Origin of the sequence: Jatrophihabitans sp. (assembly GCA_036389035.1) — a bacterium.
GTDB lineage: Bacteria > Actinomycetota > Actinomycetes > Mycobacteriales > Jatrophihabitantaceae > Jatrophihabitans_A.
In genome coordinates this window covers 150270-175448 of sequence record DASVQQ010000022.1, presented here as the reverse complement: position 1 = coordinate 175448, position 25179 = coordinate 150270, and the positions used below count along the sequence as shown (strand labels likewise).

19 protein-coding genes are annotated in these 25179 nt (G+C 69.9%); 11 read left to right on the top strand and 8 right to left on the bottom strand.

Features of this window, described 5'->3' with window-relative positions; all coding sequences use genetic code 11:
• Positions 1–257: 257 nt before the first annotated feature.
• The 3 genes from VF557_14275 to VF557_14265 all read right to left on the bottom strand — a co-directional run bounded on the left by VF557_14275 (position 258) and on the right by VF557_14265 (position 11802).
• A complete protein-coding gene (locus VF557_14275) occupies positions 258–728 on the bottom strand; it encodes a hypothetical protein (protein HEX8081373.1) in 471 nt (156 codons plus the stop codon).
• Positions 728–10324, bottom strand: coding sequence for a DNRLRE domain-containing protein (locus tag VF557_14270; GenBank protein HEX8081372.1), 9597 nt, complete (start codon positions 10322–10324; stop codon positions 728–730). Before VF557_14270 ends, VF557_14275 begins: the two co-directional genes overlap by 1 nt.
• Positions 10325–10515: 191 nt before the next feature.
• On the bottom strand, positions 10516–11802 hold the full coding sequence (locus VF557_14265) for an adenylosuccinate synthase (protein HEX8081371.1): 1287 nt from the start codon (positions 11800–11802) through the stop codon (positions 10516–10518).
• A 111-nt stretch (positions 11803–11913) separates the two neighbouring features.
• Between VF557_14265 and VF557_14260 the strand changes: the two genes are divergently transcribed.
• The 4 genes from VF557_14260 (at position 11914) to VF557_14245 (ending at position 15024) form a co-directional block, all read left to right on the top strand.
• Positions 11914–12660, top strand: coding sequence for a hypothetical protein (locus VF557_14260; GenBank protein ID HEX8081370.1), 747 nt, complete (start codon positions 11914–11916; stop codon positions 12658–12660).
• A 74-nt stretch (positions 12661–12734) separates the two neighbouring features.
• The gene (locus tag VF557_14255; protein ID HEX8081369.1) at positions 12735–13931 is read left to right on the top strand and encodes a PrsW family intramembrane metalloprotease; all 1197 of its coding nucleotides are present in this window, start codon (positions 12735–12737) and stop codon (positions 13929–13931) included.
• Positions 13932–13950: 19 nt separating this feature from the next.
• A complete protein-coding gene (thpR, locus tag VF557_14250; protein ID HEX8081368.1) occupies positions 13951–14523 on the top strand; it encodes an RNA 2',3'-cyclic phosphodiesterase in 573 nt (190 codons plus the stop codon).
• A gap of 51 nt (positions 14524–14574) precedes the next feature.
• The gene (locus VF557_14245; GenBank protein HEX8081367.1) at positions 14575–15024 is read left to right on the top strand and encodes a hypothetical protein; all 450 of its coding nucleotides are present in this window, start codon (positions 14575–14577) and stop codon (positions 15022–15024) included.
• Between the two features lie 31 nt (positions 15025–15055).
• Here VF557_14245 and VF557_14240 read toward each other — a convergent pair whose 3' ends face one another.
• Positions 15056–15694, bottom strand: a complete 639-nt coding sequence (locus VF557_14240) for a hypothetical protein (protein HEX8081366.1) — start codon at positions 15692–15694, stop codon at positions 15056–15058.
• Positions 15694–16023 carry a PadR family transcriptional regulator gene (locus tag VF557_14235; GenBank protein HEX8081365.1) on the bottom strand — a complete coding sequence of 110 codons (330 nt, stop codon included), beginning with the start codon at positions 16021–16023 and terminating at the stop codon, positions 15694–15696. The genes VF557_14240 and VF557_14235 overlap by 1 nt, the downstream gene beginning before the upstream one ends.
• 91 nt (positions 16024–16114) lie before the next feature.
• Between VF557_14235 and VF557_14230 the strand changes: the two genes are divergently transcribed.
• From VF557_14230 to VF557_14220, 3 genes are read left to right on the top strand one after another with little or no spacing between them, the layout of a single operon-like run.
• Positions 16115–17068 (top strand): ABC transporter ATP-binding protein, encoded by a 954-nt coding sequence (locus tag VF557_14230; GenBank protein ID HEX8081364.1) that lies wholly within the window; start codon positions 16115–16117, stop codon positions 17066–17068.
• Positions 17058–17939: an ABC transporter permease gene (locus tag VF557_14225; protein HEX8081363.1), complete on the top strand. Its 882-nt coding sequence runs from the start codon at positions 17058–17060 to the stop codon at positions 17937–17939. The genes VF557_14230 and VF557_14225 overlap by 11 nt, the downstream gene beginning before the upstream one ends.
• Positions 17936–18796: an ABC transporter permease gene (locus VF557_14220; protein ID HEX8081362.1), complete on the top strand. Its 861-nt coding sequence runs from the start codon at positions 17936–17938 to the stop codon at positions 18794–18796. The genes VF557_14225 and VF557_14220 overlap by 4 nt, the downstream gene beginning before the upstream one ends.
• Positions 18797–18853: 57 nt before the next feature.
• On the opposite strand, the gene VF557_14215 is transcribed toward VF557_14220, so the two are convergent.
• Positions 18854–20551 carry a methyltransferase domain-containing protein gene (locus VF557_14215; GenBank protein HEX8081361.1) on the bottom strand — a complete coding sequence of 566 codons (1698 nt, stop codon included), beginning with the start codon at positions 20549–20551 and terminating at the stop codon, positions 18854–18856.
• Between the two features lie 92 nt (positions 20552–20643).
• Here VF557_14215 and VF557_14210 point away from each other — a divergent pair, with 92 nt between their 5' ends.
• Both VF557_14210 and VF557_14205 read left to right on the top strand, forming a co-directional pair.
• A complete protein-coding gene (locus VF557_14210; GenBank protein HEX8081360.1) occupies positions 20644–21225 on the top strand; it encodes an XRE family transcriptional regulator in 582 nt (193 codons plus the stop codon).
• A gap of 160 nt (positions 21226–21385) precedes the next feature.
• Positions 21386–21805, top strand: coding sequence for a hypothetical protein (locus VF557_14205; GenBank protein HEX8081359.1), 420 nt, complete (start codon positions 21386–21388; stop codon positions 21803–21805).
• 1 nt (position 21806) lies between these two features.
• Here VF557_14205 and VF557_14200 read toward each other — a convergent pair whose 3' ends face one another.
• Positions 21807–22199: a DUF3151 domain-containing protein gene (locus VF557_14200; protein HEX8081358.1), complete on the bottom strand. Its 393-nt coding sequence runs from the start codon at positions 22197–22199 to the stop codon at positions 21807–21809.
• 17 nt (positions 22200–22216) lie between these two features.
• Positions 22217–23254, bottom strand: a complete 1038-nt coding sequence (gene fbaA / locus VF557_14195) for a class II fructose-bisphosphate aldolase (protein ID HEX8081357.1) — start codon at positions 23252–23254, stop codon at positions 22217–22219.
• Between the two features lie 104 nt (positions 23255–23358).
• On the opposite strand from fbaA, the gene VF557_14190 reads away from it, so the two are divergent.
• Both VF557_14190 and VF557_14185 read left to right on the top strand, forming a co-directional pair.
• On the top strand, positions 23359–24363 hold the full coding sequence (locus VF557_14190) for an NAD-dependent epimerase/dehydratase family protein (GenBank protein HEX8081356.1): 1005 nt from the start codon (positions 23359–23361) through the stop codon (positions 24361–24363).
• 63 nt (positions 24364–24426) lie between these two features.
• Positions 24427–25089 carry a VTT domain-containing protein gene (locus VF557_14185; GenBank protein ID HEX8081355.1) on the top strand — a complete coding sequence of 221 codons (663 nt, stop codon included), beginning with the start codon at positions 24427–24429 and terminating at the stop codon, positions 25087–25089.
• The last annotated feature ends 90 nt before the right edge of the window (positions 25090–25179 follow it).

Sequence of the window (25179 nt, the reverse complement as noted above, 5' to 3'; positions counted from 1 at the left end):
CTCGGCAACTCCACTCCGGCATCGCTTTACTTGTTCCTAACATCAGTGTTAACGGGCGGGAGGCGGTTCACGGGCGGGAGGCGGTTCACGGGCAGGAGGCGGTTAACGGGCGGGATCAGCGCGGCGGTGAGGCGCCGGTCAGTGTGGACGACAGCCGGGGCGCCGCTGATCGCCGGGAACCGCTGGTCTCCCGACCGGACCCGTCCCTCACTCCTTCTCCGGTTACAGGCGCCTCGCCCGCCGCTTTCCCGCGTGATTCAGTGCTCGGACAGCGAGAGGTCGACAACCAAGTCGTCGAAGGAGACTTCGCCCTCACCCACGCTGCACTCGAGCCGCACCCGGCCATCGGAGGAGCTCTCGACGAGGATGCCGGAATTGCCGATCCACGCTTGGATGGTTCCCCGTGAATCGCGCCAGCAGTTCCAGACGCGAACCGTCACGGGCTTGCGGCCTGCAGCTTCGATCTCAGCACGTATCACGTCGGGAGCCGAAGCGGCCCAGAGCACGATATCGCTGAGTCTCTCATCGTTGATGACGGCATGACCTTGCAAGACCTTCAACCGGATTCCTTGCTCCGGGAGCCCGCTGCCCACCGACACGAATCGCACGAGCAGCTCGGCGCCGCCGGACAAGGGGCCTACCTCGTACATGGAGTGCACTTGCAGGCCGTCCCAGGTGATGACCCGGCTCTGTTCCGCCTGGAACCGATCGGCGAGTGTCTCAGTCATCAGTACCCCGGTCGCCTGTACGGGTCCACCGCAGCGTGGTCTTGCGGCCATCGGGGCGTGAACCGAGTGCCGCCCCTTCGAAATGGAATGGGCTCATGACTCAACTCCATGGACTCAACTCCACCCTTGTCCGGATTGAATCGCCGCGGCGCAGCGCCACGCCGCATCCGAGCGAGGTTAGCGCCGCTCCATTCGCCTGATGACTTCGAGTCTGCGGCCGCATTCTTCCAGTACCGCGCGCGCACGGTGCTCCACGACGGACTCTTTCCCGCAGCGGTTGGAGCAAGGTGGTCATCGCCCACGCTCCACCGGCTGCCGCCGCAGGCGTTGTGCACCAGCACCGGGGTTGCGCCGGCGTAGTAGGTGTGGATCTGGTCGATCTGCAGGTTGAATGCCATCAACACCGCAACCGACACTCTGATCGCCTTGATGGACAGGCGCTTTCCAGAGTGGGTCAGCACCTTGTCACCCGAGTTCAGATCCTCGGCATTGACGAACGTCTTCGTGCTGGCGCTCCAGAACGGGTGCTCGTCAGTGGCCTCGATGACGGATCCGTCTGTGAGGGTGATCTCGATCATCGTGTGCTTGCCGGAGTGCCGGATCAGCTCGGTGACGGACTTGGCGGCGGTTTCGCCGGTTTCAGGGTCGGTAGCCAACACCTCGTCACCGACCTCGACATCCTTGATGGGCTTGCTGGTGCCGTCGGCCATTCGCACGGGGGTGTCGCCGGTGAAGCTGTTCTTGCACGAACTGGCGGCCGTCGTGGTGGATTTGCTTCCCTGACCTCCCGCGAGTCGGCTGGCAAGCCGTCCAGCACCCAGCTTGGCGAGCTTGCCTACGCCCGCGCCGATGGCGCCGCTGGCAGCGCCGAGACCGATCTTCTTCGCAGCGCAGCCGGCGCCTTCTCCCTTGCACTCGGTCGCGGCTTCGTAGGCGCCCGCGGCGGCGCCTACGCCTACTGCGCACGCGGCCGCGGCCACCCCGGCGGTGACGACGCCGCAGCCGATCCCCGCGGCGGTCGACGCGATCGCGACCTTGTGCTCACCGACGAACTCCGCGGCGTCGCCCGCAAGGTCTTCAGCGCCCTCGGCGACGTCACTAGCAGCGTCGCCTACCGCGTCCGCGGCGTCGCCCAGCACACCCGGCAGGCCGAAGTGCCCGTCGACCTCGACGAAGTTCGCCGGGTTCCCGCCGGCCAGGCTGTACCGGTTGGACGTGAGCGGATCGGTTGCCAGGCCGAGGTCGGACAGGGCGCCGGCGTAGCGGTCTTCTTGCAGGAACCGGTTGGACGGGCCGAACCGCCGGGCGCCCATGTCGAGGGTTCCCGAGCCGGAGTCATAGCGCTTCTCGGTGAAGCGCACCGGGTTGATCGGGCTGTTCTTGTCGGTGTCACCGGCCGACATGGCGCTGTCGGCGTCGCCGTAGGGCCGGTAACCGTAAGCTGCGGCGGCCTTGCCCGCGTCGTCGATGAGCTGGCTGACGCTGCCGAGCGGATCCTTGCCGAACGAGTACGGCTTGGGGGCTTGACCGGTGACAGTGTCGGTCATGCCGTTGGCCTTGCCGCGCGCGTCGTAGCTGTAATCCTTGGTCCGGTTCGTCGCCCCGTCGTCGCCGGACTGCTCCTCCTTGGTCACCTTGTCGGTGAGGCCCAGGTGGCTGAAGTTCGTGGTGCGGGCGGCAGCGGCGCCATGCTTCTCCTTCTGCCGGGTCTGGCGGTCCAGCGCGTCGTACTCGTAGCTGGACTCGGTGCTGGTCGCGGTGTCCTTGAAGCCGGTCATCCGGTCCAGGTAGTCATAGCTGTAGTCGCTCTGCACCCCGCTGCCCGACGCGCAATCCGCCGGTGTGCCGGCCCCGCCGGTGGTGCAGTCGAGGTTGCCGCGGCTGTCGTAGTGCGACTTGGTCGTCACCCCACCCGCCGTAGTGGTGTCGAGCTGGGTGCCCCGGTAGGTGTAGTCGGTCGTCGCGCTGACGCCCGAAAGGGATTGAGTCTCCTTCTCGATGTTTCCGGCCGGATCCAGGGTGTAGTCGGTGCTGCCTCCGCCGCCGCTCTCCTGGCGCACCAGCCGGTCGCGCGCGTCGTAGTTGAAGCGAGCGGTGCAGGTGGCGCTCGAGCACGGCGTGCCCGTGGCCGGGCTGCTGCGCTTGAAGACGTCGACCGTCCGGTTGCCGTTGACGTAACGGCCCGCGGTGTCGGTGTAGGTCAGGTCATGCGATTCCAGCACGGCGCCGGCGCCGTTCTTCGTCGACATCGTCTTGAGCTGGCCGTTGTCGTAGTAGGTCCAGTCCTGCACCTTCTTCGGCTGCCAGAGGGTGGCCGCACCCGGGACGTACTTGTCCGTGGTGCGCTGCAGCTCCCAGCCCTGCGGCAGGTAGCTGCCGCGGATCCGGGTGTCATCGGCCGTCGAGGCCAGGGTGTCCTTGCCCTGGTCGATCTGCTGCGTCAGCCGGTCGGTGCCGTCGAAGGTGTAGTCGTTCTGCCGGCCGGCCTTGAGCTGGACGCCGCCGTCGTCCTCCTCGCGGTCATCGATGCGCCGCACGACGTTGTCGCTGAGGTCGAAGCTGCTCAGGGTGGCCTTCCAGCGCGTCTCGCCCTCCTTGCGCTGCCGATTCTTCACAGGCCGGTTCAGGCCGTCCGGGGTGATCTGGATGTCCATCGTGCGCTGCCGGCTGGCGCCGACGCCGCTGGCGTCCTTCATCGTGCGAATGATGTTGTTGGCGTCGTAGGTGTAGGTGACCTTCTGGCCCCCGCTGTCCGAGCGCTCCCGGAGCTTGCCGTCGATCTCGTAGCGGTACTCCTGGCGCTCGGCCAGGTTGAGCTCGGAACTTCCCTTCTTCTCCGGCGTGCGTGAGGTCTGGCGTCCGGAGGCGTCGTAGTCGTAGTGCAGCGCGGGGTTGACGTGGTCGTCACTGACGCGCACCAGGCCCGCGGGGTCGAAGTAACTGCGGTCCTCGCGCTTGTCCTGAGGGACGTCGGCCAGCGCCGCCTGCGCGACGTCCTGCGTGGTGGTCACCAGGTTGCCCACCGCGTCGTAGGCCATGTGCTTGTAATGCTGGTCAGCGGCGCCGGTGCTGGGCAGGTCGGTGCGGGTCAGCTGGTTCGCCGCGTCGTAGACATGGCGCGTGACGTAGGAGCTGAACGTGACCTTGTCGCTGGAGGCGTCATAGGCCCGCGGGGTGATGACGCGGCTGCGGTTGCCGTTGGCGTCGTATTCCAACCGGGTCGTCAGGACCCGCGGCGTGGCGCCGCCGATGAAGGGCTGCGTGCTCTTGACCGGCAGGTCGCGCTGGTCGAAGTCGGTGGTCGCGACCTTGCCGCCCTGGTCGGTGCGCGAGATGACGTTGTCGTTGGCGTCGTAGGCGGTGTGCCGCACCCGACCGGCCGGGTCCGTCCTGGTCAGCGGACGGTGCGCCGCGTCATAGGTCATCTTCGTGACGAACGGCACGGTGTCATCGGTGCACGAGATCGTCGCCCGGTTGGCCCGCGGCGCGATGGTCCGGACGGCGTCACCGGCCAGGTCGAAGCAGGTGTGGGTGTACTTGACGCTCTTCTGCACGCCGGCCGTGTCGACTTCGTAGGCCGCCACCCGGACGGTCCGGTCCAGCAGGTCGTAGCTGAAATCGACGGTGTGGTCGTTGGCGATGGTCGTGCTCTGGACGCCCAGCGGCCGGATCTGACGTGTCTTGCGCCCCGCGGCGTCGTAGGTCGTCGTGGTGCGCTCGCCGGCCGCGTCGGCCGAGGTGTCCATCGCCGTGGCCAGGGTCTCGCGATCCATGACATCGAAGGCGTGCTTGACCTGGAACGCGATGCCGGGTGAGTACTGCTGGCCGTAGTGCTGGTCGATGTCGAGGACGGTGTTGTCGTTGGCGTCGAAGTCGGCGCCGCTCCAGATCAGCAGGCCGCGTTCGGTGGCGGTGGACTTCGGCGCGCTCTGCCGTCCCATCCGGTGGAAGGAGTCGTAGTCGAAGTACGTGCGGTAGTCCCGCGGCACGCCGCCGGTGAAGGCCGCGTGCTTGGCGTCCTGGGTCCACAGCAGCTGCCCGTCGCTGTCGTAGCCGAACTGGGTCTTGCGGGCCAGCGGGTCGGTCACCGCGGTCGGGAATCCGTTGGCGTCATAACCGGTGTAGGTCGTGGTGCCGCCACGCGCGTCGGTCTCACTGCTGACGGTGCCGTTGGCAGCGATGACCAATGTCTTCTTGGCGCCGCTCGGATCGGTCGTCGCTATCAGGTTGCCCCGGGTGTCGTAGTCGAAGCTCCAGCGGTAGTCGCCGACGAGCGCGGTGGCAGTGCCTCGCGGGTTGGTCTTGTGCTTGAGCTGGCTGTAGTGCGGAATGGTGCGCCCGCTCTGCCACTTGCCGATTACGTCATTGGCGTCGACGGCGACGTCCTGCATCTCCAGCGTGGTGGCGTGGCCGAGCTGGTCGGTGGTGCCGGTCAGGTAGCCGTTGGCGTTGTAGGTGTAATTGATCGCTCGGCCGGTCGGCTCGGTGAGGGTGGTGACCTTGTTGTCGGCGTTCCAGGTCAACGTCGTGTTCTGCCCGAGCGCGTTGCGCAGGATGGTCGCGCGTCCGAGGGCGTCCCAGGTGTAGGTCTCGGTGCGCGACAGCGGCGCCGCCTCGGTGGTGGTGCGTGCCGTCAGGTCATAGGTGTAGGTCGTCACCGCGCCGGCGCGGTCGGTGACGGTGTTCAGCCGGCCCCGCAGCTGGGCGGTGCCCGGCCCGTAGTAGCTGAAGCGGGTCTCCGCGCCGCGCGGGTCGCGGATGCTGTGGACCAGCGCCGACTGGTTCGGGGTCTTGGGGTCCGGGTCCACGCGCAGCGCGGGGTCGCTGATCGCCGGCGCGTCGCCGTTGGAGGTCATGTAGGTGAAGACCACCCGCCGATCAGCCAGCGCCGAGCCGTCGGCCTTCGTGCCGCCACGCTGGGTGACCATGCGCAGGTTGCCGTCGTCGTAGTAGTCGAAGTCCCAGGCGCTGCCGCTATGGTCGGTCAGACGCTGCAGCTTGCCGCGGACGTGGGCCTTCTTCACCTCGTCCTTGCTCCAGTAGTCCAGCAAGTAGCTGCGGCCGCCTGCGTCGGTGACGGCCGTGATGCGCTTCTTGACCGGACCGCCGTCCTCACCGGGCGGAATCCGCTCCAGGGTGTAGGTGATGCGGTTGCCGTTGGCGTCCTCGACCAGGGTCGGGTAGCCGTCGCCGTCGTAGAAGTAGGTGACCCGATCGGGACGGCTGAAGGCCCACGCCCGCGCCGGATCGGTCGAGCCGGTGGGCCGCAGGTAGAGGTGGACGCCGGGCGGCGCCTCGTAGCGGTAGGTGCCGTCGGCGTTGGCGGCCCCGTTGAACCGGTGGGTGGTGCCATCGCCGTCGGTGAACACCACGTAGCGGTTGGCCTTGCCGCCGATGCTGTCGGCCTTGTTCGGATGGATGTCGATGGGCAGGCCGAAGCGGGTCAGCGAGCTGATCGACAGGTTGACACCCGGGCCGACCGGCGACGGGCTGCTCTTCTCCAGGCTGTTGTAGGTTAGGTCGACGACCGTGGACAGACCGCGGCCGGGTGACTCGCTGGGCGTCCAGCGCCACAGGTTGTTGCCGTTGGCGACGTCGACGAGGTTCTGCACGCCGGCGCCGAGGTCGCTGCCCCGGTACTCGTGCCAGCGCTCCAGGCCGAGGGTGTCCTCCAGGGACTTGGCGACCTGCACGTCATTGGTGACCGGCTTGCTGCCCTTGGCCGAGTACGTCGTCCCGGTCGCGGTGTCCTTGAGGTCGGTCTTGAGGGTGTAGGCAGCCCGTTCGGCGCCGTCGGGCAGCACCGGCGCCGTGACGTCCAGGCGAACCTTGTGGGTCTGCCCCGGCGCCAGGCTGACGCCGAGGGCGACTGAGGCGCCGGGCGTCGTGATCGGCGTGGCGTCGTGGCTGATCCAGCTGTACTCCACGGCAGTGGTGCTCGGCCAGGTCACCGCGCTGTCGTTGGTGACGCTCACCTCGACAGGCTGGGTGACGGCCGGATCTGCTGGCACCAACTCGGGCACCTGGCTGGTGCCCGAGGTCGCGAGGTACTGGGTGCCCTTGGCGTTGGCGACGGTGACCGGCACGGCGGCCGACGTCGTCATCTGGCCGCTGGCGTCATAGGCCTTCGTGGTCAGCACGTGCACGCCGTCGGGCGCCGGCGCGGCCGGGTCAAGGGTGTTCCAGGAGGCCGAGTAGGGCGCGATGGCGTCCTCGGCGAAGCGGACGCCGTCGGCCAGGAACTCCACCCGGGTGACCGCCCGGTCATCGGTTGCGTCGGCCGTCACCGGGACGACGCCAGCCACCTCGGCGGCGGCAGCGGCGCCGGCGGCGCGGTGAGCCGCGATGCGGGCGGCCGGCAGCGCGCTGGCGTAGACCGCGGGCTCGTCCACCCGCACTACGGACGGATCGGCGCCCCGACCCAGGTCGAGCGGATGGCTGACGCCGTTCCCGGCATGGAAGACAACGCCGGTATGGGACGCCACCACTTGTCCGTCCGAATAGAACTTCAGGGTCTGGGCGGCCTTGTCGTAGACGATGGCGTTATGCCGCAGGACGCTGTCCGCATATGCTCCGCCCAGGTACTCCTGGCCATCGCGGTAGTAGGAGATGGGGTTGCTGCTGCGGTTCACCCGCGCCCAGGCCACCATCCAGCCGTCGCCGGGCGCGGCCCAGTTCCCGCTGCGAAAACTGCCGGGATGTGTGGCGGCCAACGTAGACGCGGCTGCTCCCCACCACTCCAGGGTGAAAGAGTTCGCCAGAGCCCACTGTGAACTGGGCGGCACCGAGGCGTAGCCGTCCGCACTCGCCTGCATGGCGCAGTCGGGATCGCGTCCCAGCGCTCCGCGGGCGCCGAGGACCGGCGTGCCGACCAGAGCGGCGGTATGGCCGCCACCGGAGGCGTCGGCCACCGTGGGGCCGGAGGCCTCACCGAGGCGCCACCATCCGGTCGGGTTGTCGGCGGCCACCGCGTCGCGGTAACCGGTCACACCGCTGCCGGTCGGGGATGTGACGCCGGTGCTCGGCGGGGCCGAGTTGTCGACGGCGACCGGGGTCGGGCTCGAGGTGGTCTGATTGCCCGCGTCGTCGGTGGCCCGGACCGTCACGGTGTGCGCGCCGTTGGCGACCGCGGTGCTGTTCCAGGTGGCGGTGAAGGGCGCCGTGGTGTCGCCGCCGATCATGACGCCGTCGACCAGGAAGTCGACCCGGTCCACCCGACGGTCATCGGTCGCGGCGGCGTCCAGGGCCACGGCGGCGCCGCTGACGGTCGCGCCGCTCACCGGTGCGCCGACCGTCGCGGTCGGCGCGACCGGACGGCTGCCGTCGGCGTAGCTGACGACCAGCTTCGGCCGCAGGCTGGGAGCTACGGAGAAGTCGTCGGAGTGGTAGTTCAGCAACGAGCCGGTGCCCGGGGTCTCCTGATCCTGTCGCAACACCAGGCCGTGGTTCGGCATGGCGCCGCTGACCCACCGCGCCGCCACACCCGTGATGTCGAAGTTGTCGAAGCCCGCCGGCTGATCGACCATATGGGTGACGGTCGCGGCGGCCGCCGCCGCCGGGTCACCGCCCTGGGCTGCCCAGGGCACGCCACCGTAGGCCTCATACCACGTGGCGCTGTCTCGACTACAGGTGCTCCGCGCGGCGCCCTCGCGCCATTCGGCGGTGGCTGGGAAGGCTTGCACGGTCTGCGCCGTTTTGATGTTATAAGCGTGCCAGAGGGAGACGACGGCCTTTGAGATCGTCGCACCAGCGGGAATGTCGCGTAGGTCGAAGCGCAGCAGCGCGCGGCTCGTGGAATCGCTATATGGACCGACCCAAAGCTGATCCTCCGCACCGTACCCCGCACAGCTAACAACCCCCGGGAAGTGGACGATGGTGGTGGCGCTGCCCTCCTCGGCTGACGGCTGAAGAATCTTGGTGGCCTGTCCGAGAGCGGGCAGCGTGACGGTGCGTCCAGTGCTCGCCACCGCGCCGGTCACCACTTTGTAGGTGAAAGTTTTCCCCGCCGCGGCAGTGGTGTCCTGAAAGCTCGTGACGCTGCGGTCGGTGACCGTGGTGAGCCGGGTGCTCGCACCAGGCGTGAAAGAAGCCGACGTCGAGCGGTGCACCTCGTAGCCGGTGAACGGCGCGGTCGCGGCGCTCGGGTAGCCGCTCCACCGCAGGTCAGCGCCATCGCTGTGCAGGGTGGCGGGTGGGAACAGGTTGACGCCGTCCCCCGGATAGGTGACCACCAGCCGCGGCTGCAGCGCCGGATCACTGTGCCGGCGGCCGTAGAACACCGGCCCGCTGGCTTTGAGCGCCTCGGTGTTGCGCTTGAGCAGGACGCCGAAGTTCGGCTTGGCCGCGAACTGCCAGTCGCGCAGGGTGGCGGTGATCGGCCAGCTCACCCAGCTGGCCGGAGTGCCGGCGACGCTCGGGGTGACCGTGGCGCTGCCGAACGGCGTCGGGGCGAACTGCAGCGCGCCGCTGGTCGTCGTCGTACTCCAGGAGGTGGTCATCGCATGCGCGTCGATCTGGTGCGACGTGCTGTTGCAGAACCCGGTGCCCGCCCCCAGGCACAGCGGTTGCCAGAAGGCCTCGAGCGTGGCGTTGGTGACGTCGGCTCCGGCAGGTAAGTTGCCGAGGTCGAACTGCAGAGCGCCGCGCCAGACGTCGGCGCTGGTTGTGCCGACAGCGATCAAGTCATCGACGTCGGGCGTGCAGGAAGAGCAGTTCGCCCGGAAGTTGGCGTCTTCCGCCGGTGGGTCGAGGGTGACCGTCGGGTCGAGCAGTACCGGGAAGCGGCGCTCGGGCGCCTTGAGCCAGGCCCGGTCGAGGTCGAGCACCAGCGAGAAGTCGCGGCCCACCTTGCGGACGTCCAGCGTCGCGTTCGGCCCGGTCGACCTCGACGGCTGGCCGTTGAGGTCGGCGTCCACGGCCACCGGCGCATCCAGCACGAAGGCCGGCGCCAGCGAGGTGCCGCTGAAGAAGGCCCACGAGCCGCCAGGCCGGCGCTCCGCCCGCATCGCGGCGTCACCACTGGCGCTCAACAGGAAGCGGTAAGTCGTCGGCGAGGACGCGTCCGGTAGGACGAGGGTCTCCTTGACGCCGTCGGAGAGCACGTCGTACCGCAGGTCCACCCCGCCGACCGCGTCGGCGTAAAGCAGGCCGTTCCCCTTGGCGTTCGCCGGGCGGCGGTTCGCCCCTTCCAGCCGCAGGCCGAAGTCGCGGCCACCCGAGGTGAACCGCAGGTGCTCGCCGTCGAGTGCTCCCTTGAACAGCGCGCGGAAGCTGTTTGCCTTGTTGCGGAAGGCATATCCGTCTTCACTGGTTTCGACGAGGCCGCTGTCGATCCGCTTCCACGCGCCGGCCCCGTCGCGGTAGTGCACCGCTCCGGCCGAGACGGCGGTCCGCAGCATCCCGTCGGCCTGACGGGTGGTGACCGAGGTGCGGGTTCGCTTCTCGACCAGCTCACCCGGACGGGCGTCGCTGACCGGCGCCGCTGCCGCCTTGGGAACCAGTGGCGGTGGGCCGGCGACCGACAGGAGGCCCGCAAGCAGTGCCATGCTGGCGATGACGCTGACGAAACGGGCAGCCGGAAACGGCGTACGTGCCATGGGGAGGTCTCTCTGCGGCAGGGGCTACTGGTCGCCTTTAACCAGTTTGTGTCCTCTGGCGAGGACATTCCTGCTCCAACTGCGCAGTTTGCCTATCCGAAGGTAGCCGGACTCTATAATGTCCGAATCGGATGCGAAAGCCCTTTCAAAGAAAAAGCTATGAATTTGGACAATGCGCAGACGCCGCCGGGTTAGGCCAGCAGGTCGTTCAGCACGATCGACTGGTCACGGCCCGGCCCCACCCCGATCACCGAGATCCGGGCGCCGGACATCGCCTCCAGCGCCTGGACGTAGGCCTGGCAGTTGGCTGGCAGGCCAGCCATCGTACGGGCCTCGGAGATGTCCTCGTGCCAGCCCGGAAACGTCTCATACACCGGCACGGCCTTACTGAACTCGGCCTGGGTCATCGGCATGTCGTCGTGCCGGACGCCGTCGATCTCGTACGCCACGCAGACCGGGATCTCGGCCAGGCCGGTGAGAATGTCCAGCTTGGTAAGGACAAAGTCGGTCACGCCGTTGATCCGGGCGGCGTACCGGGCGACCGGGGCGTCGTACCAGCCGGTGCGCCGCGGCCGCCCGGTGGTGGTGCCGAACTCCGAGCCGGCGTTGCGCAGCTCGTCGCCCTTGTCATCCAGCAGCTCGGTCGGGAACGGGCCCTCACCGACCCGGGTGGCGTAGGCCTTCACCACCGCGATCACCCGCGCGATCCGGGTCGGCGGGATGCCGCTGCCGGTGCAGGCGCCGCCGGCGGTGGCGCTTGAGGAGGTGACGAACGGGTAGTTGCCGTGGTCGACGTCGAGCATGGTGGCCTGGCCGGCCTCGAGCAGCACGGTCTTGTCCGCCTCGAGCGCCTCGTGCAGCAGCAACGCGGTGTTGGCCACCATCGGGCGCAGCCGGTCGGCGTAGGACAGCAGGTCATCGACCACCGAGTCCAGGTCCAGCGCCCGGCGGTTGTAGATCTTGGCAAGCACCTGGTTCTTGAGGTTGAGGGCGCTGGTCACCTTCTCGCGCAGGGTCACCTCGTCGAACAGGTCCTGCACCCGGATGCCGATCCGGTTCATCTTGTCGGCATAAGTGGGGCCGATGCCGCGTCCGGTGGTGCCGATTCGTCGACTGCCGGCGAACCGCTCGGTCACCTTGTCGATGACGGTGTTGTACGGCGGGATGACGTGGGCGTCCGCGCTGACCACCAGCTTCTCGGCCGACCGGCCACGGGCCTGCAGCGCGTCGATCTCGCTGAACAGCACCTCGAGGTCGATCACCACGCCGTTGCCGATCACCGGGATGCAGTTCTGGCTCAGGATGCCCGAGGGCAGCAGGTGCAGCGCGAACTTCTCGCCGTCGATCACGATGGTGTGCCCGGCGTTGTTGCCGCCGTTGAACTTCACCACGTAGTCGACCCGGCTGCCGAGCAGGTCGGTGGCCTTGCCCTTGCCCTCGTCGCCCCACTGGGCTCCCACCAGAACGATCGCGGGCATGTAGCAGACTCCTGACCTGTGGCGGACGCCGATCCCCGGAGGCCCCGGGTCTCGGTGAGCGAGCTCGCAAGGCGCTCCCACGCGCCCCGCCCGCAGAGAAGGGTAACGAAGGTGCGATTGGCGCTGCTCAGTGTCGACTCCGGACCCGCGCCGCGAGCTGAGGTGCCCGGCTCGTTCGCCAGCCGGCACACCGCCGCCGACGCCGCCGGCGTCGACGCGGCGCTGGCAGCCCTGGAGGCCGGCCCCGGCCGGTTGGGCTCCGACACCCGGCTGGTGATCGACGCGGGCCTGGCCGGGCTCAACCTGGCGCTGCACCGGCTGCTGCGCCGGGGACTGCTGGAGACGCTGGAGACCGCCGTGCTGGCCCGGGAACCGGTGCCCTACCTGTCCCGGCTGGGACTGCCGGCAGATCTGGACGGCCAGCTGCGGGTAGCCGGTTCGGCCCCGGCCCGGCTGGTCGGCGTGGTCAAGGACGACTCCGGCGGCGTCTGCGTCGACGCCGCGAGCATGGGCCCGTGGGACGGCAAGCCGGCCGGTCCCCGCTGGTGGCTGCGGGCGGTGGTGGACGACCAGCGGCTGGCCGACGGAGGCGCCCACGGGCTCCGGCTGCGCCGGTTGGGCCCGGCCGAGCTGGAGGCCACCGTGCGGCTGGGCCGGCTGCGCAGCCGGACCTGCCGGGGTCGGTCGCTGCAGCTGGCGAGTGATCCGGCGCTGATCGTGACCGACGGCCTACCCCGGGAGCGCCCGCGCGGCAAGCGCACCTTCTGGTCCGAGCCGGCGCTGTGGTGGCTGGCGTTGCCGGCCGAGAACGTCGCGGGCCAGAGCTGGTGGCGCTCGCGCACTGGCGGCGGGCACTAGCCGTACTGGTGGCAGGCACTGGCCGTACCGGCGGCGGGCGCTCGCGCGCTGGCGGCGGGCAATAGAGTCGGCGTATGAGCGTTGACCCCAGGCCGGCGCCGCTCGCGCCGGGACCGCCGCAGTTCCAGTCGTCGCTGAACAAGCAGACCCGTTCCACCGGCGCGCCGATCGCCGTGCTGATCCTGCTGGCCGCGCTGGCATCGGGCGTGCTGTTCCTCACCGGCATCCAGGACCCGGTCGGGCTGATCGTCGCGGTGCCGTTGACGGCGCTGTCGATGGGACTGGTGCTGGCCTGCTACTTCTGGCTGGACCGGTGGGAGCCCGAGCCGAGCCGGTTGCTGCTGCTGGCCTTCCTCTGGGGCGCCAGCGTGGCGATCGTGATCAGCCTGATCCTGGAGCTGGCCAGCAGCGAGGTGCTCGGCCGCGGGGTGGTGCTGACGCTGGTGGGGCCGGCCATCGAGGAGGCCGCCAAGGGAGCGTTCCTGCTGGTGATGCTCACCGGAGCCCGCCGTCGCGAGTTCGACGGCGTGGTGGACGGGCTGGTCTACGCAGGGTTCGTCGCGGTCGGCTTCGCCTTCGTCGAGGACATCGGCTACATCGCGCAGAGCTTCAGCCAGGGCACCGAGACCACGATCGCCACCGTGGTGCTGCGGCTGGTGATGGCCCCATTCGCGCACCCGCTGTTCACCTCGATGATCGGGCTCGGGGTGGGACTGGCGGTGAGCAGGCCGAACCAGCCCGCCCGCTGGCTTTACCCGCTGCTGGGCTACCTGGCCGCGGTGGCCCTGCACGCGCTGTGGAACGGCTCGCTGACCTTCGGCTTCGGCGGTTACCTGTTCGTCTACGTCGTCATCATGATCCCGGCGTTCGTGGCTGCCCTGCTGATCGCCCGGTACCACCGCAGCCGCGAGCGCGACGTGGTCCGGCGGCAGCTGCCCGAGCTGGTGTACTTCCGGCTGGTCACGCCCGCCGAGGCCGGTTGGCTGGACAGCATCGCCGCCCGGCGCGCCTGGTTGAAGTCGGTGACGGCCCGCTCCGGCAAGCCGGCGGCCCAGGCGCTGCGCGACTTCCAGGCCGCGGCCACCGAGCTGGCCTTCTTGCGGGACCGGGTTCAGCGTGGCGTCGGGCCGGCTGACGCCTACGACCTGCACGCCGAGCTGGTGCAGGCGCTGCTGACCAGCCGGGCCAAGGCGGCCCGGCCGCTGGTCGAGAACGCCAGGTCCGCCCCGCCGATCCCGCCGGCCCGTCCGGCGTCGCTGTCGGGCCGCTGAGCCGGGCGGGCCAGTGAGCATGCGGATGTTCGTGGCGGTGCTGCCACCGCTGGAGGTCCTGGAGGACCTGGCCGAGTTCGTCGAGCCCCGGCAGCAGCGCGAGGACCCGTTGCGCTGGGCGGGGCAGGAGCAGTGGCACCTGACGCTGGCGTTCCTGCCGGCGGTGGCCGACCGCGACCTCGACGAGCTGATCGAGCGGTTGGCCGACGCCGCCGGCCGCCGGCAGCCGTTCGAACTGCGGCTGCAGGGCGCCGGCAGCTTTCCCAACCCCGCGCAGGGCAAGGTGCTGTGGACCGGGGTGACCGGTGACACCGAGCCGCTCGAACGGCTCTCGGGCGGCTGCCGGTCGGCGGCGGTGCGGGCCGGCGTCGAGGTGGACGGCTCGAAGTTCCGCCCGCACCTCACGCTGGCGCGGGCCAACCGGCCGCTGGAGCTGACCAGGTGGCTGCGGGTCTTCGACCTCTACACCGGGCCGGGCTGGCAGGTCGAGGAGATCGCGCTGGTCCAGTCCCAGCTGGGGCAGGGACGTCCGAAGTACCAGCTGCACGAGACGTTCGCGCTCGGCGTCGGCGCGCGGGAAGAGGCAGGCTAGCGTGACGGCCGTGATAAGCCACGCTCCGCCCGCTTCCCGGACGCCCACCTCGTGAGCCGGCTGGAGGAGGTCGCCGAGCGGGACGGCTGGCGATGCTGGCTGTGCGACGAGCCGGTCGATCCGGAGATGTCGGTGAACGACGCGCGCGGGCCCAGCGTGGACAGCCTGAGCACCGCCAAGGCACGCGGCAAGGCTGCCCCCGCTGAGCGGTTGGCCCACCGCGGTTGCAACACCAAGAAGGGCGCGGTCAAACCGGTCGTCCCCTGGCCGCCGGAGCTGTTCGTCTCCGATCCGGCGCCGCTGATCGGGGTCCTCGAGCGCCTGGAGCGCAAGGGCGGCCGCGAGGTGGTCGCCCGCTGCCCCAGCCGGTCGGACGCCGATCAGACCGCCGGCTGGCTGGTCGACCGGTTCTCCCGGCTGGCGCCGGCGCTGGACGTCACCGCCTCCGTCGAGCCCGGCGGTGGGCAGTTCCTGGTCGCGCTGGCGGCCCCGCGGTCCTGAGTCGTCCTGCTCAGCGCCCTCGTCGTCCTGCTCAGGGTGCCACCGTCGAACAGATCAGGGCGTCGTTGACCTGGCAGTCGGGGTGGCCTTGGCAGTCGGGATAGCGGTCGGAGTGGGCTTTCCGGTCGCTCCGGGGCGTGAGGTGGCAGCGGTCGGCGCCACGCTGGCTGCCGTCGGCGAAGCACTGCCGGTTCCGGACTGGCTGGGCACGGAGGAACTGGACGACGGGGTCGGCGCCGGCTGGCTGGGCGGCGCGGTGAGCGGCCCCGGTCCGGACCGGAACGGGCCGGCGTCGGCCGGGCACAGCGGATAGCTCCAGGCCCCGCCGTTGAAGTCGACGCCGGGAGCCTGCGACCCGTCCGCGCAGTAGCCCCGTCTGGGCGTAGACCTCCGGCGCGCCGAGGCGCTCCCGCAGCGATCCGGCGCCTTCGGCCGAGACCTCCGCCGCCACCTCGGCCAGGTGGTCAGGCAGGTCCTCGACCAGGTCCTGCCGGGCAGCGGGCGGCAGGCCAGCCAGCGCCGCGACCACCTGGTCGTAGTACCGGCTCACCTCGGTGGAGTCCGGCTCGGCTGAACTGGTCCCGGCGAGGCTCGTCCCGGCTGGACTTCCGGCGGAGCTCGTCCCGGCCGGCTGGCCGGAGTTCTCAGGGGTGGTCCTATCGGTGGTCACTATGCCGCCACCTTTCCGTTCAGGAGCCGGTCCATCGACTGGGCGAACTCGCTCCAGAGCTTGCTGGAGAGTTCGAGTTGGCTGCGGCCCGCCTTGTTGAGCGCGTAGTACTTGCGATGCGGGCCTTCCTCGCTGGGCACCACGTACGTCGTCAGCGAGCCGGCCTGGAACAGCCGGCGCAGGGTGCCGTAGACCGAGGCGTCGCCGACCTCGTCGAGCCCGGCGGCCCGCAACCGGCGGACGATGTCATAGCCGTAGCCGTCCGAGTCCCGAAGCACGGCCAGTACCGCCAGATCGAGAACGCCCTTGAGCAGTTGGGTGCTGTCCATACGGCGGACACTACTATGGAATACGCACTACCATCAAGAACGCAGTACGGCGCGTCTCGGAGTATCGGCGGCGACTTGTACGCTCGCGGGCGTGAGAAGCACCGACCCATCCGGCGACAGCGCCGGCCCGCTCATCGAGGCGGTCGGGCTGAGCAAGCGGTTCGGCAGCTTCGAGGCCGTCAAGGCCGTGGACTTCTCGGTGGCCCGCGGCGAGTCGTTCGGCTTTCTGGGCCCCAACGGCGCGGGCAAGTCCTCCACCATGCGGATGGTCGGCGCGGTCTCGCCGGCCACCAGCGGCCGGCTGCGGGTGCTGGGACTGGACCCGGTGGCCGCCGGCCCGGCGATCCGGTCGCGGCTGGGGGTGGTTCCGCAACAGGACAACCTCGATCAGGAGCTGACGGTCTGGGAGAACCTCTACATCTACGGCCGGTACTTCGGCATTCCGCGGCGGGCGCTGCGGCCCAAGATCGAGGAGTTGCTGGACTTCGCCCAGCTGACCGACCGGGCCCGGGACAAGGTCGAGTCGCTGTCCGGCGGCATGACACGGCGACTGACGATCGCCCGGTCACTGATCAACGATCCTGAGATCCTGCTGCTGGACGAGCCCACCACCGGGCTGGATCCGCAGGCCCGGCACGTGCTGTGGGACCGGCTGTACCGGCTCAAGCACCAGGGCGTCACCCTGGTGCTGACCACTCACTACATGGACGAGGCCGAGCAGCTGTGCGACCGGCTGGTGGTGATGGACAACGGCCGGATCGTGGCCGAGGGCTCGCCGGCCCAGTTGATCACCGAGCACGTCAGCCGCGAGGTCGCCGAGCTGCGCTTCGGCATCGACGAGAACGAGGTCCGGGCGGCGCAGGTGTCCGACCTGGCCCAGCGGGTCGAGGTGCTGGCCGACCGGTTGCTGCTCTACGTCGACAACGGCGAGGACGTCCTGCGGGCGGTGCACGAGCGCGGCCTGCAACCGGTGTCGAGCCTGGTGCGCCGAGCCAGCCTGGAAGACGTGTTCCTGCGGCTGACGGGACGAAGCCTTGTCGACTGAAGCGCCCGCGATCTCGGCGCCAGTGGCCGGCCGGCACACCCCCACCCGGCACTTGGTGCGCGCGCACGGTGGCGGCGTGCCGTCGATGTTCGGATACCTGCTAGCCTCCACCCGGCCTTACCTCAAGATCGCGGCGCTGTCCCAGCTCGGGACACCGGTGCTCTACCTGCTCTCGCTGGGCATCGGCCTGGGCAGCATCGTCAACGGCGGCTCCGGGGGGCAGAGCCTGGGCACCTCCTATCTGAGCTTCCTTGCCCCGGCCCTGATCGCCGCTACCGCGCTACAGGTGGCGGTGGGCCAGTCGATGTACCCGATCCTGTTCAGTGGCTTCAAGTTCGACCGGATCTACTACGCGATGAACGCCACCCCGCTGACGCCCCGGCATATCGCCAGTGGCGTGCTCGGCTGGATCGCGACGCGGACGGCGTTCTCGGCCGCCCTGTACCTGGCCGTGGTGGCCTGCTTCGGCGGCGTACGGAGCTTCGGCGCGTTGCTGTGCGTCCCCATCGCCACCCTGGGCGCGATGGCTCTGGCTGCTCCGATTGCTGTCTACTCGGCAACCGTCGAAACCGAACGCGGCGGCTTCGCGGCGATAACCCGGTTCCTGGTCATGCCGATGTTCCTGTTCTCGGGCACCTTCTATCCGGTGAGCGCGCTGCCGGAGTGGGGGCAGGCGCTGGCGTGGCTCTCGCCGCTCTGGCACGCCACCGAGCTGGCCCGGTGGGCCTCGCTCGGGCCGCTGGAGCTGTCCTCGGGCGTCGGGCAGTCCAGCGCTGCCGCCCTGCTCGGGCACCTGGCGTTCCTGACCGTGCTGACGGTGGCCGGGGTGCTGCTGACCAGCTGGCGCTTCCGGGTCAGGTTGAGCCGGTGAGCCGGCTGGAGCTGGCCGGCCCGCCGGCGTCGGCTGACACCGCTTACCCGCCACGGCGCGGCCTGCTGTTGCGGATCCTGCCCCCGAGCGTCTACGCCGGACGGGCCACGGTGATGATGGAACGCTCGGCCCGGGTCTATCGCCGGGCCTGGCTGATCATCGTGTCCGGCTTCTTCGAGCCGCTGTTCTACCTGCTGTCCTTCGGCGCCGGCCTCGGTGCCCTGGTCGGCGGGGTGAGCGGGCCGCTCGGCCAGCCGCTGACCTACGCCGAGTTCATCGCCCCGGCCCTGCTGGCCTCGTCGGCGATGAACGGGGCGCTCAACGACTCGATGATGAGCGTGTTCTTCAAACTCAAGTACGCCAAGCTCTACGACGGGATGCTGGCCACCTCGCTGGGCCCGATGGATGTCGCGCTCGGCGAGATGGGCTGGGCGCTGACCCGCGGCGGCATGTACTCGGTCGCCTTCGTCGTGGTGATGCTGGCGATGGGGCTCATCCTGTCGCCGTGGGCGCTGCTGCTGGTGCCCGCCGCGCTGTTGATCGCGTTCGGCTTCGCCGCCCTGGGCATGGCGGTGACGACCTATATGCGCAACTGGCAGGACATCGAGGTGGCCAACCTGCTCATCCTCCCGATGTTCCTGTTCTCCGGCACCTTCTACAGCCTGAGCGCCTACCCCGGCTGGTTGCAGTTCGTGGTGAAGTGCCTGCCCCTGCATCACGCGGTCGCCCTGATGCGCGCCCTGTCCTACGGCCAGATCAGCGCCGGGCTGACCCTGCACATCTGCTACTTCGCGGTGATGGCCCTGGCCGGGCTGTGGGTGACGACCCGGCGGCTGGGCGCCCTGCTGATGAAGTGAGGCCGGTTGATGGAGCGCGGCCGGACTAGTCGCGACGGTCGATGAAGCGCAGCCGGGCTAGTCGCGGCGGCGGGCGCGCAGCACGGTGTCGCGGATGGTGACGCTGCCGCCCTCGTGGTCGCTGACGGTCCGCTCCGGCTCGGCGTTGGTCACGATCTGCCAGAGCGCCGGGTCCAGCAGGGCCGCGATCTGGTCACCGGTGAAGTACAGCTCGGGACGCTTCGGACGCCGGATCGTGGTGTGCAGGTCCGAGGGATGGTGGGCGGCGATGATCAGCGAGCCACCCGGCCGGACCGCGGCCGCCAGCCGCTGGAACAGCGGTTCGCGCTGGCCGGGCGGCAGGTGCAGGTACTGCGAGGTGACCAGGTCGAACCTCTCGCGGCCCGGATCCCAGCCGGTGATGTCGGCGTGCTGCCAGTCGATGCGCCCGGCGACCTGCTCGCCGGCTGCCGCCGCGTTGGCCGCGGCCCGCTCCAACGCCACGCTCGACAGGTCCACCGCCGTGACCTGCCAACCTTGGCGGGCCAGCCAGATGGCGTCCGCGCCCTCGCCGCAGCCGGCGTCCAGCGCCGTGCCCGGAGCCAGCTCGGACGCCTCGCTGACCAGGTACCGGTTCGGCTCGTGGCTCCACAGGCTGGCCTTCGAGCGGTAGCGCTCGTCCCAGAACGCCTGGTCCCACTGCTCCGGCGACTCGGCGCCGTCGTGGCCGGCGTCGTGGTGGCCGGCGCCGTCGTGGCCGGCAGCGTCGTGACCGGCAGCGTCGTGACCGGCAGCGTGGTGGCCGGCAGCGTCGTGGCGGTAGGCGGCCACGGCCTGCTGGGTCTGTTCGGCGATCAGATCGGCATTGATCGCGGCCGCCGCAGCTTGCCCGCCGGCGATCGCGATGCTGACCTGAGCGCTGAGATCGGTCACGTTGCCGGCGGCCCACACCCCGGCGGCGGTGGTGAGCCCGCCGGCGTCGGTGACGATGTGCTCCCCGATGCCCATCGGGTGCTCCACGGTGCTCACCCCCAGCCCGGCCAGCAGCTCGGACCGGGCCACCAGCCGTGGCCCGACAACCAGCGCCTGCCGGGCCACCACCGCGCCGTCGCGCAGCCGCACACCGGTCAGCCGGTCGTCTTCGACCTGCAGCGAGACGACCTCGCCGTCGACCACCCGGATGCCACGAGCCGCCAACTGCTCGGCCTGCTCGGCGGTCAGCGCCGGCGCGGTGTGGGTGAACAGCACCAGGTCCGAGGTCAACTGCCGGAACAGCAGGGCCTGGTGCACCGCCATCGGCCCCGAGGCCAGGATGCCGACGGCCTGATCGCGAACCTCCCAGCCGTGGCAGTACGGGCAGTGCAGGACATCCCGTCCCCACCGTTGCCGCACCCCGGCGACGTCGGGCAACTCATCGACCAGGCCGGTGGTGACCAGCAGCCGGCTGGCCACCAGCACCCGCCCGTCGGCCAGCCGCACCTCGAACCCGTCCTCGCGACGGCAGGCCTCGCCGACTTCGCCGTCCAGGACCAGGCCGCCGTAGCCCTGCACCTCACGCCGCCCGGTCTGCACCAGCTCGGCCGGGCTGATGCCCTCGCGACCGAGCAGGCCGTGCACGCCGGCGGCCGGGGCGTTGCGCGGCTGGCCGGCGTCGATCACCGCGACCGCGCGCCGTGCTCGGGCCAGCACCAGCGCGGCACTCAGGCCGGCCGCGCCACCACCCACCACCACCACGTCGAATCGCTGCCCGCTCGGTTGCCTCGCCTGCTCGGTCACCGTGACCACCTCCTGGGACCACCGTGCAGCGCCCACCCCTGAAAAGGCAAGAAAGCTTGCTGATCTGGCAACTAAATCGGCAGACTGACAGCATGGACGATGACCTGGACGGCGTGCTGAGCGCGGTCGGACCGCGGTTGCGGGCGCTGCGCCAGCGTCGCGAGACCACCCTGGCCGAACTGTCCGCGGCAACCGGCATCTCGGTGAGCACGCTGTCCCGACTGGAGTCCGGTCAGCGCCGGCCCAACCTGGAGCTGCTGCTGCCGCTGGCCCGGGCGCACGGCGTTCCGCTCGACGAGCTGGTCGGGGCGCCGCCGACCGGCGATCCGCGGGTGCACCTGCGTCCGATCACCCGCCACGGCAGGACAATGGTGCCGCTGACCCGTCGGGCCGGTGGCGTGCAGGCCTACAAGATGGTGATCCCGGCCAGTCGCACCGCCGCGGTCTGCGAGCCCAAGACGCACGAGGGCTACGAATGGCTCTACGTGCTCAGCGGCCGGCTGCGGCTGGTGCTCGGCGAGCGTGACCTGGTGCTGACGCCGGGCGAGGCGGCCGAGTTCGACACCCGGGTGCCGCACTGGTTCGGAAGCGCCGACAACGCCGCGGTCGAGTTTCTGAGCCTGTTCGGACGGCAGGGCGAGCGCGCCCACGTCCGGGCCCGGGTCACCCGCTGAGAAGTGCGCTGTCGGGATGGCTGACACCGCAGCGAGGCAGGTCGTCGGCGCCTGTTTGAGAAATAGACCGGTCGGGAGCGTGCCTTGGTGCGAACATCGCACTGTGCAGCCGACGGTGACACCCATCCGGAACTTCACGGGTTTGCGAAGGCGGCCCGTCGTGGGCCTGGTCATCACGTGCGCCTTCTTGATTCGCGGCGCGTTCATCATGGACGGCCCGATCGGTTGGGCCGGTGAGTCCTTCTTGGTGCTGGGAACGCTGGTATTCGTCTTTCTGTTACTTCACCCGCAACGGTTGCGCCTGACCGAATCCGGCTTCGAGTTCACACTCGGGATATCGCGGCGCCATAACTACCGGCGCGCGTGGAGCGAATGCACCGGCTTTCACGCCGCGAAAGTCCGCCGAGTGCCGGTGATCGCCTACTCCACCGACCGCGTGGGCGCGCCAGCCTTGCCGCACCTCAGCCGTCGTCTTGCCCGTGGCGATGAGGCACTGCTGGCCGATTACGCCGGCATCTCGTCCGAAGCGCTGGCGGCCCTCATGAACGACTACCGACGGCGAGCCACCACCGAGGACTAGCTCAGGACAGCGCAGCCGCCGCGGCCGGGTCGCAGTCGTTGAGGAAGGTCGCGCACCGGGTGGCCTCGTCGGTCTCGTTGATCGCGGCTGCCGCGACGGCCAGGGCATGCAGCGCCCGCAGGAACCCCTGGTTGGGGACGTGGGACCACGGCACCGGGCCGGTACCGCGCCAGCCTGCCTTGCGCAGGGCGTCCAGCCCGCGGTGGTAGCCGGTGCGGGCGTAGGCGTAGCCCTCGATCCAGGACTCCCGGCCGAGCGCCTGTTCGGCCAGCACCGCCCAGGCGGCCGAGGACGTCGGGTGCGCGGTGGCGACCTGAACCGGATCGGCGCCGCCCTCCAGCTCGGCGGTGGCGGGGTCGACGGGCAGCAGGGTTCGTGGTGCTAGCAGGTCCATGCCGTCATTGTGCCGCCTCAGGAGCCTGAGACCGACGTTCCGGCCGAGAGCAGGTCCTCGCACGCCTGGCCCACCCGCGCGGCCATCCCCGCCTCGGCTGCCTTGAGGTAGGACCGCGGGTCATAGGCCTTCTTGTTGCCCACTTCGCCGTCGACCTTGAGCACGCCGTCGTAGTTGGTGAACATGTGAGCGGCGATCGGCCGGGTGAAGGCGTACTGGGTGTCGGTGTCGACGTTCATCTTGACCACGCCGTAGGAGACCGCCTCGCGGATCTCCTCCAGCGACGATCCCGAGCCGCCGTGGAACACCAGGTCGAACGGCTTGGAGCCCTCGGGCAGGCCGAGCGCGCGGGAGGCGACCTGCTGGCCGCCCTTGAGCACGACCGGGCGCAGCTTCACATTGCCCGGCTTGTACACCCCGTGCACGTTGCCGAAGGTCGCCGCGAGCAGGTAGCGCCCGTTCTCACCGGAGCCCAGCGCCTGCAGGGTGGCGGCGTAGTCCTCGTCGGTGGTGTAGAGCTTGTCATTGATGTCGTTGGCGACGCCGTCCTCCTCGCCGCCGACCACGCCGATCTCGACCTCGAGCACGATCCGGGCATCGTGGGTGAGCTTGAGCAGCTCAGCGGCGACCTGCAGGTTCTCATCCAGCGGCACCGCCGAGCCGTCCCACATGTGCGACTGGAACAGCGGGTTGCGGCCCGACCGGACGCGCTCGGCCGAGATCGCGAGCAGCGGGCGGACGAAGCCGTCCAGCTTGTCCTTGGGGCAGTGGTCGGTGTGCAGCGCGACGTTGACCGGGTACTTGGCGGCCACCACGTGGGCGAATTCGGCCAGCGCCACCGCGCCGGTCACCATGTCCTTGACCGCGGTGCCCGAGCCGAACTCCGACCCGCCGGTGGAGAACTGGATGATGCCGTCGCTGCCGGCGTCGGCGAACCCCCGGAGGGCGGCGTTGATCGACTCCGAGGACGTGCAGTTGATCGCCGGGTAGGCGAAGCCGCCGGCCTTGGCGCGATCGAGCATCTCGTTGTAGATCTCGGGGGTGGCGATGGGCATCGATGTCTCCCTTTGGTCTCGCGGGGCGTCTGGGAGAAGTATTCCACTGCGCTGGGGGCGAACACCCATTGCCTGTGGCGGCGCTGGTCTGATCGGGTGGCCCGATGGAGATCCTGGTACTGGGCGGAACCGTGTTCCTCTCCCGCGCCGTCGCCGAGCTCGGCGTCGCCCGCGGCCACAACGTGACCACCTTCAACCGCGGCCAGACCGGGCCGCCGGTCACCGGAGCGCGGGCGATAACCGGCGACCGGAGCGACCCGGAGGACCTGAAGAAGCTCGCCGGCATGAGCTTCGACCTGGTGTTCGACACCGGCTACCTGCCCGAGCTGGTCAAGGCCAGCGCCGAACTGCTCGAACCCGGCGCCGGCCACTACGCCTTCACCTCCTCGGTCAACGCCTACTCCGGCTGGCCGGCCCACGCCGACTACCACCAGCACGGGCTCTATGACGGCGACCCGGACGCGGTCGGCGAGGAGGTGCCCGAGGGCCTGGACGAGAGCGCGCCCTACGGCTGGCGCAAGGTCGGCGCCGAGCGGGCGGTCCTGCGGGCCTTCGGCGAGCACCGCAGCTCGATCCTGCGGGCCGGCCTGATCGTCGGCCCGAACGACCGGATCGGACGGCTGCCGTGGTGGCTGGACCGGGTGTCCCGGGGCGGGCAGGTGCTGGCCCCCGGCGCCCCTGAGGACGAGCTGCGGTTGATCGACGCCCGCGACATCGCCGAGTTCGCGCTGCTGCGCCCGGCCGGCGCCTTCGAGGTGACCGGGCCGGCCCACCAGATCAACCGCGGCCAGCTGCTGGGCGAGGCCCGCGAGGTCACCGCCTCGGACGCCGAGTTCACCTGGGTCAGCGACGAGTACCTGGTTCAGGCCGGCGTCGAGGGCTGGACCGAGCTGCCGTTGTGGGTGCCCACCGCCGACGCGCCGGGGCTCTGGGCGCAGGACACCACGGGTGCCGAAGCCGCCGGGCTGGCCTGCCGACCGGTCCGGGACACCCTGCTGGACACCTGGGAGTGGATGCGCTCGATCGAGGGCGGCTGGCAGCCCTCGGACCGGACGCCGGGCCTGGCGCCCGAGCGGGAGCGGGAACTGCTGGCCGGCTGGACCGGCTGAGCCTCGCGCCCCGCCGGATGAGGTGGCTCGAACACCTCCGCGCCGTCCGTAAGCTTGCTGGTTATGACGACGTATGACCTCGCGACCCAGCTGATGGCCAACCCGATCTCGCCCAAGCACCTGCTCGGCAGTTATGGCCTGATCGGGATGGCCCTCATCCTGTTCGCCGAGTGCGGCCTGCTGGTCGGCTTCTTCCTGCCGGGTGACACGTTGCTGTTCTCGGCCGGCCTGCTGATCGCCATCGACGACCCGTCGATCAACTTTCCCAGCCTGTGGGTGGTGCTGATCGTGCTGCCGATAGCCGCCATCGCCGGCAACCTGGTCGGTTACTGGATCGGTTACAAGGCCGGTCCCAAGGTGTTCGACCGGCCGCAGTCACGGCTGTTCAAACCCGAGTACGTCACCCGTTCACAGGCCTTCTTCGACCGGTTCGGCCGCTCCACCATCATCCTGGCAAGGTTCGTGCCGGTGGTGCGGACGGTGGCCACCGTGATGGCCGGCGTCGGCAAGATGAAGTTCTCGGTGTACGCGCTGTACTCGGTGATCGGCGGGATCCTCTGGACCGACGGCATCGTGCTGCTCGGCCGGGCGCTGGGCCACATCGACTTCGTGCAGAAGACCGTCGCCCCGAAGATCGACCTGATCCTGGTCAGCGTCGTGGTGATCTCGCTGCTGCCCACCGCCGTTCACTGGTGGCGCAGCCGGCCCAGCAAAGTCCGGGGCTAGACGAGCGGCTGGACGAGCGGCTGGACGAGCGCCTGGGCGGGCAACGGTCGGGTCACGATCGGCGCGCGGTGACCTACCGGGGCTGCCTAG

Excerpts from the sequence above, each read along its gene's own strand:
- VF557_14200 (HEX8081358.1), bottom strand. The coding sequence starts at position 22,199 with ATGGACCTGCTAGCACCACGAACCCTGCTGCCCGTCGACCCCGCCACC.
- VF557_14190 (HEX8081356.1), top strand. The coding sequence starts at position 23,359 with ATGGAGATCCTGGTACTGGGCGGAACCGTGTTCCTCTCCCGCGCCGTC.
- fbaA (HEX8081357.1), bottom strand. The coding sequence starts at position 23,254 with ATGCCCATCGCCACCCCCGAGATCTACAACGAGATGCTCGATCGCGCC.
- VF557_14270 (HEX8081372.1), bottom strand. The coding sequence starts at position 10,324 with ATGGCACGTACGCCGTTTCCGGCTGCCCGTTTCGTCAGCGTCATCGCC.
- VF557_14235 (HEX8081365.1), bottom strand. The coding sequence starts at position 16,023 with ATGGACAGCACCCAACTGCTCAAGGGCGTTCTCGATCTGGCGGTACTG.
- VF557_14255 (HEX8081369.1), top strand. The coding sequence starts at position 12,735 with ATGAGCGTTGACCCCAGGCCGGCGCCGCTCGCGCCGGGACCGCCGCAG.
- VF557_14275 (HEX8081373.1), bottom strand. The coding sequence starts at position 728 with ATGACTGAGACACTCGCCGATCGGTTCCAGGCGGAACAGAGCCGGGTC.
- thpR (HEX8081368.1), top strand. The coding sequence starts at position 13,951 with ATGCGGATGTTCGTGGCGGTGCTGCCACCGCTGGAGGTCCTGGAGGAC.
- VF557_14265 (HEX8081371.1), bottom strand. The coding sequence starts at position 11,802 with ATGCCCGCGATCGTTCTGGTGGGAGCCCAGTGGGGCGACGAGGGCAAG.
- VF557_14210 (HEX8081360.1), top strand. The coding sequence starts at position 20,644 with ATGGACGATGACCTGGACGGCGTGCTGAGCGCGGTCGGACCGCGGTTG.
- VF557_14185 (HEX8081355.1), top strand. The coding sequence starts at position 24,427 with ATGACGACGTATGACCTCGCGACCCAGCTGATGGCCAACCCGATCTCG.